Below are 18,211 nucleotides of genomic sequence, written 5' to 3' on the forward strand. Positions count from 1 at the left end.
GACTATTTACCTCCTTGAGGTCGGTTAAAGCGAACAACAGAGCCATCGGCTTTCTGGAAAAATATCGTCTTGATGTTCTGAGCGTTCGACTTACCCCACATACGACCCGCTATCGAAGACATATCCGCTGCGGAAATATCTGCCTGAACAATCACACCACTGGCCTGACTCGCTTTCTTTTCGATATTTTTCAGGATGTTTGAAGGATTAAGATTTTGTGGGGTATACACGTCAATCGGGCCTAGTCCTTCAATCATCAAATCAGCAGTACGTTGCCCCTGAATTCCTTGGGATGACGCGGTTGCGAGGAACGTAACATCATAACCCAGACGAGACAGTTCCTCCCCGGCCCGTACCTCGTTTGCGTCAGGTATGGCACCTGACTCCGTCGTTATCGTTCCAGCCGTGCTGTACATATTGCCTGGCGATGGGCCTGGATTTACGGCTGGGGACGTAGTGCTCCACCCTTCCCCGTTTTCAATTGTGCTTCCCCCTGTGCTGCTTGGCGAGGAAGGCTCAATGGTATATCCGCCGGCGCTGACAGGATGAAGAACGTCAGTATCGACCACAGGATTGATCAACGTCCCAAACTTGGGGTCCAGCATGTGTATTGGGAATGCCGTACCTAGTATGGTTTCCCACAACTCTGAGGCCAACTTGACACGTTCTTGTAGTTGCAACCCTGCATCTTTAGTGGCCTCCATCAACCCATTCACCGCCTCGCGCATCGCCTCCTGGTTCTGCGGCGAAGCTGCAACTGTCAACAGCGCTCCGGCAAGCACGGCCAATGCACCTCCGGCTGCCACTACAGGTAGAAACTGCGATTGCCCGGTTGCGGGTGTTTGCAGGCGCTTGAAGGCATACAGCAGGCTCAATGCTAACTCAGGATTGGTCTCTCCAATTTGGTTGATGCGGTCAATCATGGCTTGCGCCTCGGGAGACGAGGCGCCGTTCATCATGCTCGCGATCACTATCTTGATCGTTTCCTTTCGAGTGGATTCATTACGCATGCGCTTGAGAATCACTCGAGTAGCGGCTCGATTGGCCAGAACGAGATTCGCGCTATTGATTCCATTGCCAACGACGAAAGCGTTCGTGGCGAAAACCAGATCTACCAGTTTGTTCAACGACTCGAGGCTGTTCTCACCGTACTTCTCCGCATTTTCCACCCACTGATTGAATGTCTTTTCGGGATTCATGACAGCGCTGATCGAGGAGCTGCTCACGTAAAGATCCGTTCGGTGCTCGTCATCACGAGTCACCTCATAGGCTTTACCGACATCACGATTGAGCCCTGCGGTCGAGTCCTGGCCCGTCTGCTTATCGTGACGAACGACAATTTCACCCGTGCCCACCGTCGCATTGAGGGTTTGTTCACGATCCTTGTCATATTTGTAGCCCTCTACCGCCCAACTGCTTTTACCATCGCCTTCCATCCCCTTGTTGGGTTTGTCGGCTTGGGAACCACCGCCACTGCCGTAACTGCCGCTAACATTGAGGTAGTAACCGTGCTCGTTATCCTTGCCGGTGATATTGCGGTAACCGAGGGTGTCGGTATCGAGTTTCAAATTGCCGTTGTCAGCGGTAATCACCGAGCCATCTAGTTGAGTATGTTTTTCGGTTCGGATATCAATTTTGCTTTTGCCACTGATGGTGGTCTGGTTTTCGACCCAATTGGTTTTCCCGGTTGTCTGCCCATAACCGAGCGAACCACTGACAGTCGCGCCGATACTCACCGCCACGGTAAGGCTAGCGTCAAGTTCCTTGCCTTCGACCTTACCGGTATTGGGCACCGAGGTCACAGTAAGGTTACGCCCGACATCTCCTGTGACTTCGTCCCCTCGTAAAGTGGCACCGGCGATATTGGTATCACGGCCGCTCTCAAAATTCAGGCCCTTGCCTGCATACAGATAGGCTTCTTGCTGCTCAACCCCTTGACGTTTGAGATCCCCCAAACCGACGTTGACAGAGCCGTAGAAGCCGAAGCCGTCCTGCCCGGCGATCACTCCGCCCTCAGCGCCCCAGCTACGACGATTATGGTCACTGCTGTAGGCATTTTGTGTGGAGAGGATATTCAGATCATTGCCAGCCTTGAGATTTATATCGCGCTCAGCAATTGCCCTTGTGCCAATCAGCGTCAGATCGTTTTTGGCATCCAGGTTGATGCTGCCACCGGCATTGAGTTGTGTCGGCGTGGAATTACCCTGAGTGGAATTCTCTTCGCTTGCGGCGTTGCTGATACCAACGCCAAGCTTGAAGCCCCCCGTTGTGCCTCCCTTGAGGCCGCCTTTGCTTTGAGTCTGATTGCCTTCGCTACCGTCAGCACCATGGGCAACGTCAAGCGTGATATCGCGACCGGATATGTTGATGTTGCGGCCAGCGTCAAACTTGCTGCCGTGAACCACGACGTCATTACCCGCGTCAAGCGTGATGTCATTGGCTGCCGACAGTGTCGAAGGACGATTGGTAACCGATGTTTGCGTCCGGGTCTGGCTGATGCTCGACGCCCCCGCGTGGCTATCGAACGTCGCCCCGGCGAAAAACTGGCCCAGGGTATCGACCGACTTCAATACACTCGAGCCTTTGCTGACGCCATCCTGTCCTTTACCGGTGCCCTGGAGGGTGTCGAGTGTATTACCAATGTTGTAGGCGACCGTGGTCGTAGTACCGTTGCGTTTGATGCTGTCCCAAGTGGTGATCGCTTCGGCCTGCTCTGCCGCATCAATGTTGATGTCACGCTCGGCATTAATCTTCAGATCGATGCCCGACTGCATGTCCGACCCTTGCAGATTGACGTCACGACCGGCGTTGAGGTTAAGGTTCTGCCCGGCAGAAATCGAACTGCCCGCAGCGGTGTGCCCGCTGCTATTGACTCCGTTCTTGATGGTTTCATTGCCGACAAAAGTGCTGAACGAGTTGCTATCAATGGTTTGTTTGATGCCATAGCTTTTGTTGGTTTCCCAACTGTTGTCGCGGTGTTCATCTGTGCTTGCAACCACGTTTACATCGCGGCCGGCATGGAGATTCGCATCATGATTTGCATTGATGCCGCTTCCGATAATGTTGATGTCCCGAGTCGCTTTCAGGATTGCATCGTGACCGGCATTAATTTCGCTGCCAACACTCGTGGAACTCACGACTTCACGTCCGCCCTTGTGCGACGCATTAGCCGTGATATCGGCGCCAGCACCCGGGGTGCCCGCAAACAGTCCAACTGTGTCCTTCAGAGACAGACCCAGCTTTTTCTTGAACTCTTCAGCGCGGCTGTAGGCTTCGTTGTCAGCGGAGGAAAGATTGATGTCACCCGTCTTATCCAGAAGTCCGGCGTGCAACTCCGCATTGTTGTTGGCGTTGATGACGCTGGCATTGAGATTGATATCCCGGCCGCCGATGATAACGGCGTCGTGATCGGCATTGAGCTCGCTGCCGACCTGAGTAACGGTTGTTTGCAAATGGCTGCTGCCACTTTTCGACAGGCCGAAGGTGCCGGTTTTGGTTTTCTTGGTGTATGTACCGGTTTCTTCGGTGGCGGAAAGTATCGCCACGTCATTTGTCGCACCCAAGACGAGGTCGTTTTTGGCGTTGAGCTGGCTGCCAATGATGGTGACATTGCGCCCGCCATCCAGACTGACAGCGCCGTCTTCGTCCTTGGAGGCGTTGACGGTCAGATCACGGCCGGCCTCAATTACCGAGCCAACGTTTTCGCTCTCATAGCTTTCCGATTGAGTGGTTTTGCTTCGTCCGAACGAACCCTTTTTCTTCTTGTAGTAATAAGACGAACTCTCATCCTTCGCCGAAGCTACGGTGATGTCCTGTTCTGCATCGAGGCTGATGTCCTCGGTCGCTTTGATGCGGCTGGCAATGATGCCCAGGTCGTTGCCGGCGTTCAGCGCGATGTCACGGCCGGCGTTCAACACCGAAGACTGCTGCGTGATGCTATGGGTTTCGTTCGCGCGCTTCTTGCTGCGCGAAACGTAGTCGCTTTGATCGGCGGCCGAGGTGATGACGATATCGTTGCCCGAATCGACGCTGAGATCGCGCTTGGCGTCCAGTCGACTGGCCACAATCGCCACGTCGCGATCGGCACTGATCGACAGATCCCGCCCGGACGTCACTTCAGCGCCGTGCTGGGTGATGGTCTGGTTAAGGAAGTTGCTGCCGCGCGAGTCGGTGCGGCGATCCTGGACCGAGGTGATATTGACGTCGCGATCCGCATCAAGCGTCATGTCCTGACCGCTTATGAGCACACCGCCGATGTTATTGATATCGAGGCCGGCCTTGATCGTCAGATCGTTGGCTGCTTCGATTCGCGCGGCGTTGTCCAAGTAGTCACGATGGAACACGTTGCCACCGCGGCTGACATCTACGCTGTTGACGTCGCGCTGGTTGATCACGCTGCCGTTGGTGGCTGTCAGGCTGACATTCTTGCCGGAAATGATGCCGCCGGACTTGTTGATGATGTCGTTGCCGGCCTTGAGCGTCAGGCGTTCGCCCGCTTCGATCAGGCCGCTGTTGGTGAGGTTATTGCCTGCTTCTGCCGAGAGGTTGTTCGAGGCGCGCAGCGTACCCGCGTTATCGAGATTGCCGCCGGCGATCAGGGTCACGTCTCCACCCTGAATCAGTGCCCCATTTGGCGCCAACCGGTTATTGGCCTGGGCCAGATACAGCACCGGCACCAGCACTTTTTCACCATTCACTTCGTGCTCTTCAAGCCAGACGATGTCATGGGTCAGTGCTGCCACTTGCTGCGCGGTCAAGGTGACGCCCATCGACAGGTTGAGCTGGTCCTTGCTGGCGATGGCGTTGTTCATCAGGTACTTGAACATCGCTTCGTCGGAAGTCTGGCCGTCGATGAAGCGCTGACCAGTACGGGCGACCACGGCCTGCTGCACCAAGCGTTGTTCAAACAGGCCGTCGCCCAAGCGCTTGGCGCTAGTGTCGGGGTCGTAGCCGAGCTTCTGCAGCAGGTAATCCGAACTCTCGAATTTTTTCAGGTCGGTGAGTACCGGATTGGTTTCGATCAGGTATTTGTGTGGGTTGGAGCGCACGCTGGTGTCAGGCAGACCCTGTACACGTGGCACGTCAAAGGAAACATTGCCACGATCAGGCGCTGAAACCCGGACAAGTCCGCCGCTCTCGGCGGCATTGACGCTGATCATTGCGGTCTTGTCGTTGAGATTCAGCGACTGACGATCAGCCAGTGCCAGTTCACGGTTTTTCACCGAGACCGGGGCGTTGTCGTCGATCTTGAACTCGGTAGCATGTCGGACCGGCATCCCGCCCGCATGTGTCGAGGGTGCGGCGCTGATAGAGCTGATCTTCCAGGCTTCGGCGGCCACCATCGCCGGTTCGCTACCGTCCTTTTTGCTCAGACGGAACAGGCCGTTGTCGCCGCTCGGCAAGGTGAAGCCCGGCAAGGCCAGGGGGTTGACCTGCTGTTGGGCCAGATCTGGAGGTAGCTGCGCGTTGATGCGAATGACGGTTGGCGTGACCTGGCCGGCCAGTTGGGTGGACCCCAGGCGCGATGCTCCCCCGACCGATGCGTTGCCGTTGCGGACAACACCGTTGTCGATTTTGTTGGTTGCGTTTATGTAAACGGTGCCACCGGCCTGGACGACCGCGTTTGCATTCGATGTCGGGGTACTTTCAGTGACGGTGTCTCTGGTGAATACCGCGTTCTTGAGAAAGTCCGGGGCCTCTGCACGAACGCCGGTGTCATAACTGGGCGCAGCGTAATGGAGCTTTCCAGAATCGTATTCGACAGCGATCGAGCCGAACGTGAGGTATCTGATAGCTTCGCGACCACCCTGACGCCCGCCAATCCGGGTCAGCGACTCAACGTCATTCATATCCCAGACGTGAATATTGGGAACCATTGTTCTTTTGCCGTTCAGCGCTCCGATGTAACCGGAGTCGTAATCCGGATCGTTGGCCGCGTTGTAATTCAAAACGTCCTGCCAGAAGCCCCAGCTTCGGGCTGCACGCGGCGCATCTAGCCAACGCGTAACGGTGTAATCCCCCGCCGTCGCCCCTTGGTTAGTAAAATTCTCAACGTTGAATGTAAGATTTCGACCAGCGCTGACAACCGACGCATTATTGATGAATTCGCGTCCGTTCCCCGTAAGGTCGCGCCCGGCCGTCAAGGTGCCTGATGCCGAATCCCTGACAATGGTTGAGTGGTATTTTTCAACCCAGACCAAGTGACTCGGCAGGCGACTTTCGAAATTGATGCCACTGAACGAGGTGCACGTCGTGCATCGAACACCAATGGTTCCCGAGACCAGCCCGCCACCGGCAGCAACTTCAAACACATCCTTGCGATTCTCGATGTGATCGGCCGACAGACTCAGATCACCCACACTTTCGATGGTCGCCGAAATGTTATCGATCGAAGAACTCCAGCCGTTGCTGTCATCGCGGGCAATACTGATATTGCCTATACCGTAGATGTCGGCGTAACGATTGGTGAGCGACCCAACGCGCAGGTTCATGTCACGGCCGCTGAAGATCAGCCCGTTCTCGTTGAGCAACGAATCACTGTTGATCCGCAGCTTGCCGGCGCTGCCCAACGTCCCGTTGTTGACCAGCGACGCGGCATTAACGGCCAGGCTGTCGGCGGAAGTGAGCCGGCCCAGGTTGGACAGGGTGCCACGGCTGGTGACCGTGGCGGTCGATGCACCGGTGATGCTCGCCACGCTGCTCAAATCGATGCGCGAAGCCAGCAGCCCCAGATCGCCGACACTGCTCACCCGCCCATTGCCGCCGTAAGTCCCGCTCAACTGAATATCAAGCCCGCCATCACTGGCAATCAACCCCTCGTTCGTCCAGTTCCCGCCACGCCCCACCAACTGATTCGAAGCCAGCAATTGCCCACTGGCCGTCTGCACGAAATTGCCGACATTCACCGTCAAGCGACCCGCCTGGATCACGCTGCTGTTGGTCCAGCTGTCCGCGTTCAGGGTCAGGCCGCCACGGGTCACCAGTGAGCCGCCGGCGTTCATTACGTTGGTGGTGGAGATGCCGAATTCACCGAGGCCGACATGGGTCACTGTGCCGCCAGCGTTGAGCAAGCTCGGTGCGGCGAGGGTGAAGTCGGTGTTGGCGGTTTCCACCAGGCCGTTGCGGTTGTCGAACTGGCTGCCGATCTGGAAATCGGTTTTGCCGCTGCCGCCGAGGGCACGCAGTTTGCCGCTCTGGTTGTTGAGGTTGGCGGTGCGAATTGCCAGGGTGCTGGCGCTTTCGATCAGGCCGCCGTTGTTGGCGAGATTGCCGCCAAGGCCAATGTCGATGAGGCTGCCGCTGACTTGGCCGGCCCTGTTGTTCATTGAACCGGCGATGACGTTCACCTGGCCGCGGGCATAGATGCCGCCGCCACTGTTGTCGAGGGCGTTGCCGCCGGCGTTGAGCAGGATGTCGCCGCTGTTGGCGGCAATGCGCCCGCCGTCGCTGTAGATGCCGCCCAGTGCGCGCAGGTCGAGGCGGCTGCCTTCGATCTTGCCTGACTGGCCGTTGCGCAGCACACCGGTCAGACGGGTTTGCAGCAGACCTTTGAGGCTCGACAGCACGCCGCCTCGGCTGTCGAGGCTGGCGGCGGTGAGGTTCAGATCGCCGTTCTGCGCAATGATCTTGCCGCCCTGGTTGTCGATTGCGCCGTTGCCCGTGTTGACGGTCAGCGCGGTCATGCTTTGCGCCGCGCCGCCGGCGTTGTTCAGTGCGGCTGCGGTGAGGATGGCGTCGGCGGCGCCGCTGGAAATCAGGCCATCGCCGTCGTTGCGCAGCAGGCCGCCGGCGGTGAGATTCAGTTGGCCGCTGCCCGCGATGGTGCCGCGCTGGCTGTTGTTCAGATCGCCGCTGGTGAGCAGGCTCAGCAGGCTCTGGCTGATCATCTGGCCGCCACGGTTGTCGATGCTGGTCGAACGCGTCAGCACTAGCGGCCCGCTGCTGCCGAGCGTGCCGTTGACATTGGTCAGCGCGCCGAGCAGGTCGAGTGTGACGCGATCATCGCCGACCAGACTGCCGCCGCTGTTGTTCAACGCACCGCCGGTGAAGGTCAGGGCTTTTTTCGCGCTCAGGTTACCCAAGGCGTTGTTCAGACTCGCCGCCCGGATATCGAGGGTGTCAGCGCTTTTGATCAAGCCGCCGGAAGCGTTGCTGATTTCACCGCCGAGCACAGTTAAGGTCTGCTTGCCGTCGCTGGTCAGCGTGCCGGCGCTGTTGTTGAGGCTGGCGGCCTTGATGAAAAGCTCGCCCTTGCTGCCGACGCCACCCTGGCTGTGGTTGATCAGCGCGCCGCTGAGGTCGATGCTGACATTGCCGAGCTGGCTGGAGATCGCGCCTGCGAGGCTGTTATCGATGTTCCCGCCGGACAGGGTCACGCCAGTCCAGCCGGAGATGAGACCGCCATTGTTTTTCAGCTCGGCCGCCGTGAGGGTCAGTTGCTGATTGCTGATCAGGTTGCCGCCGCGATTGTCCAGGCTGTTGGCGCTGAGGCTGAAGCTGTTGACGCTGGAAACCTCACCTTTCTGGTTGTTCAGGTCACGCAGGCTGGAGATGCTCAGCACGCCTTTGCTGTTGATCACGCCGTCCTGGTTATTGAGGTCACGCAGATGCGCAATGCTCAACGCGCCTTTGCTGCTGATCACCCCGCCCTGGTTGTTGAGGTCCTGCGCGGTGGCGCCGAGGTCGATGGCAAGGCCAGCGGCACCCACCAGCGTGCCCTCCTCGTTGTTCAGGCCGGTGCTGTTGAGGGTCAGTTGTTGCGCGGCGCGGATGCTGCCCTTGTTGTGGTTGTCGAGCAGGCCATCGACGGTCACCGAGATATCGCTGTCACTGAGCAGTACGCCGCCATCACTGTTGTCGAGACTGGCCGCGCGAACCTGCAATGCTGCTGCCGCGATCGTGCCTTTGATCGAGGTCAGGGCCTTGTCGAGGGTCAGGCTCAGTTTCTGATTGCTCAGCACTTGGCCGCCGCTGTTGTCCAGCGATTTGGCAATCAGTTCAAAGGCCTGCTCGCTGGAAATCTCGCCGCCACGGTTGTTCACCTCAGCGAGATTTTTCAGCAGCAACTGCCCTGGCGCATTGATCACCCCGCCGTGGTTGTTCAGCGCACCACCGTGCAGGTCGACGCTGACGCTGGCGTGGCTGCTGAAGAGTTTGCCGCCCTGCTGATCGAGGCCCTGAATATCGGCAGTCAACGCATTGCCAGCGCCGAGGCTGCCAGCCGTGTTGGTCAGTTTGCCGGCGCTCAACTCAAGCTGATCGGCGGCGTAAATGCTCGCCTGACTGTTATTGAGTTCGCCGGTAGTGATGTGCAGATTGCTTTTGCTGCTGATCACGCCTTTCTGCTGGTTGTCCAGCGCGCTGCTGGTGAGCGTCAACGCTGCATCGGTCAACAACTGGCCACCACGGTTGCTGACCGCACCGCGTGTGTCGACGCTGAGCGCTTTGGCGCTGGACAGCGTACCGCCATCGTTATTGAGGCTTTGCGCATCGATCGCCAGCGCACCTTCGCTGAACAGACTGCCCTGCGCGTTGTTCAGCTCACCCGAAAGAGTGATGGCGAGGTCTTGTTGCGTGGCCAGGCGAGCGCTGTTTTCCAGACTTTTGCCGACCAGCGTCAGGCCGGTAGCGCCGGACAGCACGCCGTTGTTGCGGTTGATCACCTGGTTGACGGTCAACGCCAGATTGCCGCCCGCCAGCATGTAGCCGCTGTCGCTGTTGTCGAGCCAGGCGCCGATCAGGCTCACGCCGGCCTTGCTCGACAGTTCACCGCTGCGGTTATCGAGACGGTCGACGACCAGTTGCAGCGCTTGGGTCGAACCGACCAGGCCCTCGCGACGGTTATCCAGACGCGCCGCCGTGAGCGTCAGGCCCTCGTCGGCGATGACCACGCCAGCCTGGTTGTCGAACAGATCGGTGACGGTGAAATCTACCGTGCCGCGCCCGCGAATCTCACCGCCGCTGTTGTCGAGGCTGGCACTGCGCGCTCGGAGGCCAGCGGAGGCGATCAGGCCTTTTACGTTGCTCAGCGCACGGTCGATGACCAGGGTGAGTTTTTCATTGCTGAGCAGCTTGCCGCCGTCGTTGTTCAGGCTTTGTGCGTTGAGATTCCAGGCTTTGGCAGCGGAGATTTCACCAGCGCTGTTGTTCACATCCTTGAGGTTTTTCAGCAGCAGTTGGCCCGGCGTATGAATATTGCCGCGCTGGTTATCGAGCAGGCCATTGTTGAGGTCCAGGGTCAGGTCGCCGTTGCTGAACAGCTCGCCGCCGTCCTGCTGCAGCGAGGTGACGGAAGCCTGCAGAGTTTTCTGGCTGCCGATGATGCCGCCGGAGTTATCCAGATGCGCGGTGGTCAGCAACAGCGTGCCGTCTGTGGCGAGGCTGCCGCCCTGACGGTTTTTGAACTCACCGGTGTTCAGGGTCGAATCATCTTTGGCACTGAGGATGCCGTTGTCGCTGTTATCGAGACTGCCGCTGGTGAAGGTCAGACCCTTTTGCGAGGCGATCAGCCCGCCCTGATTCTGCACGCCAGCGACGCTGGTCAGTGCCATCGCTTCCAGGCTCGACAGCTTGCCCAGGCGATTGTCGAGGCTGCCGAGATTCAGGGTCATCTGCCCTTCACTGCTGATCAGGCCTTGCTGGTTGTCGAGGGCATTGTCGAAGGTCAGGTCCAGTGTGTTCTGGCTGACGATCCGCCCGCCCACGTTGCTCAAACCGATGCCGCTGAGCGTCGCCGCGCCTTTGCTGAAAATCAGGCCATTGGTGGCATTGATGATCTGCGCGACTTTCAGGCCCAGCGTAGTGTCGGACAGCACCTTGCCGCCCTCGCTGTTGTCCAGGCGTGCGCCATCGATATGCAGGTCGAGTTGGCTCGAAAGCGTACTGGCGCGGTTGTCGATCTGGTCGACATTGACGGTCAGGGTCTTGAGCGACCCGACCAGGCTGTCCTGGCGGCTGTTGAGAGTCTTGCCGGTGAGTTTCAAATTGCCTTCGGCAACCAGTTCGCCGGTTTGCTGAGTCAGGTTGTCGATGCTGGCGTCGACATCGCCCTTGCCGGAAATCCGTCCGGCATCGTTGGTGACATCCCGTGCTTTGAGGTTCAACAGTCCGGTCGAGGTCAGCAAGCCGCCGTTGCTGTTGTTCAGCGTACTGCCTTCGAAGGTCAACGCTGCCTTGCTCTCGGCGCGGCCCTTTTCGCGGTTATCGAGATTATCGATCAGCACCGTCATCGCTTTGTCGGCGCGCAACACACCCGCACGGTTGTCGGTGGTGGCGCTGCTGACGGTCAGGGTGTCGAGACCGGAAATCTTGCCGGCGCGGTTATCCAGGCGCGTGGCCTGCACGTCCATCGCACCGTTGGCCAGGATCAGGCCCTTGTTCTGGTTGTTCAACTGGTCGCTGATGCGCGTGGTCAGCGTGCCTTCGCTGGTCAGCTGGCCTTGCTGGCTGTTGTCCAGTTGTTGCGCTTTGATCGCTACGGCCTGTTTCGCGCCGATCCGTCCGGTGCGATTGTTGATGGCGCCGAGGGCGGTGATGTCGAGCAAACGGCCAGCGGTGATCAGGCCGGCGACGTTGTCCAGCGAGGTGACCGTGAGTACTACGTCGCTCTGGCTGCCAAGTTCACCGTTGCTGTTGAGCAACTGACCGATGTTGCCGGTGAGTCTGCCATTGCTGGTGAGCGTGCCTTGATTGTTCAGCACCTGATTGCCAATGAGGGTCAGGCTGTTGTTGCCCAGCACTTTGCCGGCGTTGCGGTTGTCCAGCGTGCCGGCAGTGATGCTTGTGGTCTGGCCACTGAGCAGACCATTCTGGTTGTTGAGGGTTTGCGCGGCGTTGACGGTCAGGTTGCGGCTGGCGCTGAGGCTCTTGCCACTGTTGTTCAAATTCTGTGCGCGAAGGCTCAAATCACCGTTGCTGTTACGGCCGCCGTCAGCATTGACGCCGGCTTCGATGGCGCCGGCGTTGGTCAGTTGCCCATCTGCGCTAAGCACCACGCTGTCGCGGGCGGCCAAGGTCTGGCGGTTGGTCAGGTTGCCTTGGGTCTGCACATTGAGCGACGTGCCGGCGTAGACCGGTCCTTGCGCCTCAAGGCTGGCCGCTTTGACGTTGACCGCGCCGGTAGCCGAGGTGTCGGCCAGGCTCAGTTGCCCGTTCGCATCGAGCTGAATATCACCACCACTGGCGATCATTTTGCCGTCGAGTTTCACCCCGACCCCGGCCTCGGTGCCGACCAGTTTGATCGCCCCGGCATACATGCCGCCGAGTGCCGAGGAGTCGATGGCCAGTTGCGGTTTGGCGCTGCCGTCGTCGGCGCGGGCCGTGGCGTTGAGGCTGTCGGCGTTAACGTCGTTGCGCCCGGCGACGATGGTCAGGTTCTGTGCTTGGATCTGCGCATTGATCTTCGCGCTGCGGGTGATGATTTCGAAGCGGTCGATATTGGTGGCGTTGATGCCCGCGCCTTCGATAGCCACGCTGCCCTGATCGACCTGAAAGCGATCCAGCCGACCGTTTTCCAGCACCGGTTTACCGGTAGTCAGCGTCACCCGTGGTGCGTTGATGAAACCGCAGCCATTGCAGGTAATGCCATACGGGTTGGCGACAATCACTCGCGCTGACTGCCCGGCCACTTCGGTGTAACCGCGCAACTGACTCGGGTTGCCGCTGATGACTTCGTTGAGAATCGCCTGCGCCGAACCGCTGTTTTTCAGGTTCGGGTTGCCGATGACGTGACCGCCCAGTTGCGTGTTCGAAGTTTGAGTCGCGCCGTTGTTGAGGATGACGCCCTGTGCGCCGACGTTGTAATCGTGGAACTGGTTGTGCGACAGGCCACTGGCGTTGGGCGTGGCGATGTTGACGATCGGCACGCCGTTGCCGGCACGGTCCAGCGTGGTATTCGGGTTGGCCACGACAATGCCGTCGGCCTGCGCCCACAGCGGTTGCCAGAACATGACGTTGGCCAGCAGGAAGGCCAGTCCGCGCTTGGGCATGCCGAGGAACTGCTCGCGTTTGGCCGTAGCGGCAGAAGGCTGGCGAGCGAGGAATGCGTACTGGCGAACGTCCATGTAGAAGATCCTGCAACGGGCAATAATCGGTCTGATCAGGTGCCATGCTCGGCCGTACAGCGGCTCGGATGAGCGCAAAGCGTCGCTGGCATCCCTGCAATAGCGCACTAGTATCAAAATAGTGGCGCGATATTAGATGGCCACTATTTTGGCGTCAATTAATGGATGCGTTGAAGAATCGATTTCGATGAGCGGTACAGCTCAAATCCGTAGGCAATGAGCTTGTTAACGGATCTATTTATCAGCGTCGGTTTGCGAGCGCGGGTACGCCTTCAGGGTTACTCACGGTTCATCCGAAGTAACCTCTGTAAGATTCCGGATGATCCCTTGTAGGTTTCATCCCGAGTGTTCGATTCCTACGCAAAACACAGAACGATCTGACTGCTGTCGTTTTTCAGATACACGCACATTTCTCTGTCACAAACAGACACAGGGAAATGTGCTCAATGATGCACCCCGCCAACCTCGCGGCAGCCGCCGCGTCCAAAGCCCCGATCATCGGCCCCGCCGCCTGCCCCTTGCGCAACACCCACGTGCAACTGCTACCCCTCGCGTACGGCCTTGTCGAAAAACCCTTCGACCCCAGCAGCGAACTCACGCTGCCGTACACCCTGACCACGCGCCCCATGGGCATCCGCCGCCTGCGCGATGGTTGGCTGTACATCGTCGACAGCCTCAGCGGTGAGCTCTATGAATACCGCGTGCTTGAAGGCGTCATCAGCGCAATGCTGCATCGCGGCAAAAGCGTCAGCGAGGAGCAGCGCAGCGCCATCGAAGAACGTCCGGCGTTGATCTTTTCGCGCAAGAGCACCCTTTACGTGACCTTTGCCGACGTGCAGTTGAGCGCGGCGAAGTGCCAACAGGTGCTGGACAGCGCGGAGGAACGCGAGCACTTCATGCAGGCGGTCGATCTTGGCCCGGTGCATTGTCTGATCGGCGGCGAGCATTTGCTCACCGTGGCCCAGGCGAAACAGTGGCTGGCGGAAGTGGCCTGCACAGCGAAACCGCTGGCCGAGGCCGACGCCACGCGGATGCCGACGGTGCAGGTCAGCGATGCGCCGGAGCACGAACGCGAACCCTATCTGTGGGAAAACCCACGGCGTTTTCGCGAGGCGCATATCGGCGAATTTCTTGGTCGGGTGCGCGGGCCTTATCAGGACGACACGCTGTTTCTGCTGGTCAACGACGACCTCGGCGTGATGCGTGATCTGGCTGATTATCAGGACCTGGTGGTCGGCTGGGTCGAGCAGTGGAGCAACACCGACAACAACGAGCGCGACTATCTGTTGGCCAGTTACATCGAGTCGCTGAGCCAGTTGGGGGCTCAGGATTTCGACTCCTTGGCCAAGGCCAGCGACGATCCGCGCGCCCAGGCATTGTTTGCTGAACTGGAGCAATTGCCCGAGCCGGATCGGGAAAATACCCGGCAGGCGCTGCTTGAGTATTTGAACAAAGGTGGTGAGGTTGTCCCGACCGATACTCAGGCTCGACCTGAACTGCAGCAACAGCGCGAAAAGGCTTTGGACGAGTCATTGGCGCTGAACCGTTTCGACGGCGTCGCCCCGGATTTCACCGCGCACGCTCGCGTCACCGCCGAGGCGGACCGACGCTTTTACACCCGCGAATATTTTGCTGAAGTCGCCCCGGCCGACTTCGTCGAGCGTCATCTGAGCACACTGGTCGAGCTCGGCAAGGATCAGAACAGGCGCATGAAAGACGTGCTCGACGGCCCGCTGCTCAGCGGCAAACGCGGCATCAACGACCTGATCGACCGTCCGGCCATGGACGAGGTGCTGAACAGTCATCGCGACAACCTCGGACGCTGGAATCGCCTGCTCGAACGCATCACCGCCGACCGCGCGCAACTGCTGTGCGCCGGGCGTTTCCATCGCTCGGCGTGGTATTTCGACGGCCAAGTGCAGATCGATCAGGCGCTCGCCAGCGAATACGCCTGCCTCAAGGACATCGGTCGCAGCGACGCGGCCAATGAGCAAATGCTCGGCTACCTCGAACAACACCCGCAACTGACCCGCCCGCTGTTCTACACCTTGCCGCTGCGCTTGCAGACCGAACAGGCCGGGCAATATTCAACGCTGTTCAACGCCGGCATGGCGATGTTCAACAACCTGCCGGACTGGCTGGCCAAATTGAAGAGCATCGAGCAGCCGCAGCTGCCGGCCCTAGACGATCTGCCGGCACACAGCCGCGTGCTCGCCGATGCCGTGCAGGACACCTACAGCCCGGCGCTGAACCTCGGCCTGAGCCGGGCGCTGGAAGGTTTTGATCTTGCCGGCGAGAAAATCCCCGACCTCGACGAACTGTTCCAGCGCCTGCCCAAAGCCCTGCGCCTGCGCGTCTTCGACGCCGCGCGAACCAGCGGCGTGACCTTCACTGTGTCCACTCCGGCGGAACAAGCGGCGCTGCAAGCCACGATCAAGGAAGTGCTGCGCGAGCGCGACTACCTGAAAACCCTCAACCGCGAACGCAACCAACTCACCCACAACAAAAACCGCCAGGGCCACAAAACCGCCCGGGCGGTGGAATTGCAGCAGGAAATCGTCCGCGTGCGCACGCAATTGGCGCTGTTCGAAGGCCGCCTTGCGGCAGCGTTAAGCCCGATTGACGAACTGCCAGATCGCTCGGCCCGACTGTATGGCGCCACCCCGGCGAAAGCGGGATTGACGGTGGTGTTTCCGCCGGCGCAGCAAGGGGAATTGCGCGGGTTGCTGGAGAATATTCGCGCGGGGGTGGCGGGGGTTTCGAAGGCGAGTCTGGTGCGGACGGAGGGGATGGGATTGTTGGTGGTGTTGGTGCAGGTGGTGAATTTGGTGGGGGCTTTGCGGGAACTGCGTAGGCAAACAGCGAATAAACGAGTTTGGCAGCCATTCGCCAATGCGATTGTCGCTACTGGGGCTGCAGGATTTACTGCCGCGCAAAGTCTTGGGGATACAGCCTTGAAAAACCGCAGTTCATTTCTGGCGACGAATCTTCAGCAGGCGGCGCTGAAAAACGTGCATGTGCAGTTGGGGAAACTGCATATTGGTCTGGGCAGTTTCACCTATGCCTTGGGTTTCCTGTCTTCGCTGCAAAGCGTGAAAAGCCATTATGCAAACTGGCAACAGGCCGTTCGCGGCGGAAGCTTTCACGCCGAGAAAAGCACTGCGTTGGCCGCGATTGGCGCGTTGGGTTCAACTGCCAATAACGGGTATGCCTTGAGCCATACCATTCACGCCGGGCACAGAGTTTTGATCGCCGAAAACGCAGCGGCAAGAGCCGCAGCCTGGGCCGCTGCTGGCACACGCCTGTCTACTGTTTTCTTTCGTTTTAACCTGGGCGGTGCGTTATTCACTGTGCTTGAACTATCGGGGGTCTGGCTGTTCAGCCGTTACAACATCAGCGCGCATGATAAATGGCTGAAAATAACGCCATGGAGCCGGGATCCGGATATGCGTGGTGATCATTCGCTCAAGGATTATCAAAATTATCTGGCTTTTTTGATTCACGCGCCCTATGTGCAACTCGGCGTGCAAGCGCATGACTCTCGACTTAAAAGCTTGCTGCTGAAAGCCAAGCCCAGCGATATCCATCTGGTCCTGCCTCGATTGACCTTGAAGGATCTGACACCTCCCTTGGGTGGGAAGCCGACGCATCACTTAGGTATCGGCGCGCACCGCATTTCAGTTCCATTACACAGCCGAGGAACGCCACGAGAACAGCGGGACGTCATCAGCGACGAAATCGTAAAGAGTCTGCGCATCGTCAAGTCCATGCCGGAGGGACTGGTGCTCTGTCTTCAGTACCCGGTAGCGCCCGACTCGGAATTTACCCCAGCAAAAGAAACACTCGAGCTGGCCATCCGCATTCAGGCTCTGGATGAGAATGGTCAATGGGTATCACGAACTCGGGTGATACATGTTGAGCCTCGCGGGAAAGGTCATTTTCCGGTGGTTTCACCTGAGCTTGTAAAAGACAAACCACCTGTACTGTTCATCGAAACACAGTTTCTGGACCCAGCCGACCATGCCGAATGACCAAGACAACGCAAGCAACCAGGCCAGGCAGGCGGGAGATATCGAACCGTTTCCAAGCGGAAAAATTATTTATCTGGCACCGTTGCCATTGCCTACCGTACAGCAACCCTTTGGACCGCAAATCGGTGAACTGAATCACGTCTTCATGGAATTCGGGATAGGACCGCCGCAAGTGTTCATGTGGCAGGTAACAGTAGGGTTGCCCTTTAGTGCAACCTTCATGATCACGTGCCTTTTTCCCGCAATTGCTGGTTTTATGTTTTTTCTGGCAGGTTCGGGGTGGAATGACATATGCGGCGCCATCGAAGGAGTTTTCGATGCTTTGATTGGTACGGGCTCTTTGACCATTTTTTGTTGTTTGTGTATTAACCTGGGCGTCTGGCACCACGTCCACAAAAAACGCCTCTCCCTCATCCCAACCCGCTTCAACCGTCAACGCCGCGAAGTCTGCTTCATGCCCGAAGGCGCCACCGAACCAGTCTTCGTTCCATGGGAATCGCTGTCCGCCTGGATCATCGAAGCCAAAGGTGCCAGCCAGTTCGGCGTCCATCGCCAATACGGCATGGGCATCGGTTTTGATCACGGCGAAACCCTCACCAGCCTCGAATTCCAATGCGCCGGCCTGGAGCTTGCGATCAGTCACTGGGAAGCGATTCGCGGTTACATGGAGTACGAAGTCAACGACCTCAAATCGATCCAGGACCTGCAAGACCTTCAAGGCCTGGACGACCCGCCCCACGAAGGCCTGCATACTTTCCGCAATGCCCGCGCGCGGATGCATCAGCAGATCCGTGAAGGCCGCCGCTCGCGGTTGTCGGGGTTCTTCTGGTACCTGTATCACGTCATGACTTTATGGACGATTCCAAACCGTCTGCTCGAATGGGAAATTCGTCGGCTGGAAAGAATCGGCAAACAGGCGCTGCCGGAAATCATGCGCGAATGGTCCGAGCCATTGCCGAAAGAGCAATGGGCCAAGCCCAGCGAAGAGCTGTTGCGACTGAGCGAACAAGTGCGGCAGATGCACAAGCGCCAGCCGCATCGGCAGATTACCGAAATATTCGCCGCTGTCGGTGCAAGCAGACACACGACAAGGCAAGGGGCGTGATTTGCCAGTAAACT

3 protein-coding genes are annotated in these 18,211 nt (G+C 58.6%); 2 read left to right on the forward strand and 1 reads right to left on the reverse strand.

Translation table 11 applies throughout. From position 1 onward, the window contains the following. Positions 1–2: 2 nt before the first annotated feature. Positions 3–13,061 carry a hemagglutinin repeat-containing protein gene (locus PS14A_RS13945; protein ID WP_212616510.1) on the reverse strand — a complete coding sequence of 4,353 codons (13,059 nt, stop codon included), beginning with the start codon at positions 13,059–13,061 and terminating at the stop codon, positions 3–5. Positions 13,062–13,507: 446 nt separating this feature from the next. Between PS14A_RS13945 and PS14A_RS13950 the strand changes: the two genes are divergently transcribed. Together PS14A_RS13950 and PS14A_RS13955 are read left to right on the forward strand one after the other, a co-directional pair. After that, positions 13,508–17,092: a toxin VasX gene (locus PS14A_RS13950; RefSeq protein WP_212616511.1), complete on the forward strand. Its 3,585-nt coding sequence runs from the start codon at positions 13,508–13,510 to the stop codon at positions 17,090–17,092. Beyond that, positions 17,082–18,197 carry a hypothetical protein gene (locus PS14A_RS13955; RefSeq protein WP_212616512.1) on the forward strand — a complete coding sequence of 372 codons (1,116 nt, stop codon included), beginning with the start codon at positions 17,082–17,084 and terminating at the stop codon, positions 18,195–18,197. Before PS14A_RS13950 ends, PS14A_RS13955 begins: the two co-directional genes overlap by 11 nt. Positions 18,198–18,211: the final 14 nt, after the last annotated feature.

Source organism: Pseudomonas sp. 14A, from assembly GCF_018132745.1.
Lineage (GTDB): Bacteria > Pseudomonadota > Gammaproteobacteria > Pseudomonadales > Pseudomonadaceae > Aquipseudomonas > Aquipseudomonas mercuritolerans.

Excerpts from the sequence above, each read along its gene's own strand:
- PS14A_RS13955 (WP_212616512.1), top strand. The coding sequence starts at position 17,082 with ATGCCGAATGACCAAGACAACGCAAGCAACCAGGCCAGGCAGGCGGGA.
- PS14A_RS13950 (WP_212616511.1), top strand. The coding sequence starts at position 13,508 with ATGATGCACCCCGCCAACCTCGCGGCAGCCGCCGCGTCCAAAGCCCCG.
- PS14A_RS13945 (WP_212616510.1), bottom strand. The coding sequence starts at position 13,061 with ATGGACGTTCGCCAGTACGCATTCCTCGCTCGCCAGCCTTCTGCCGCT.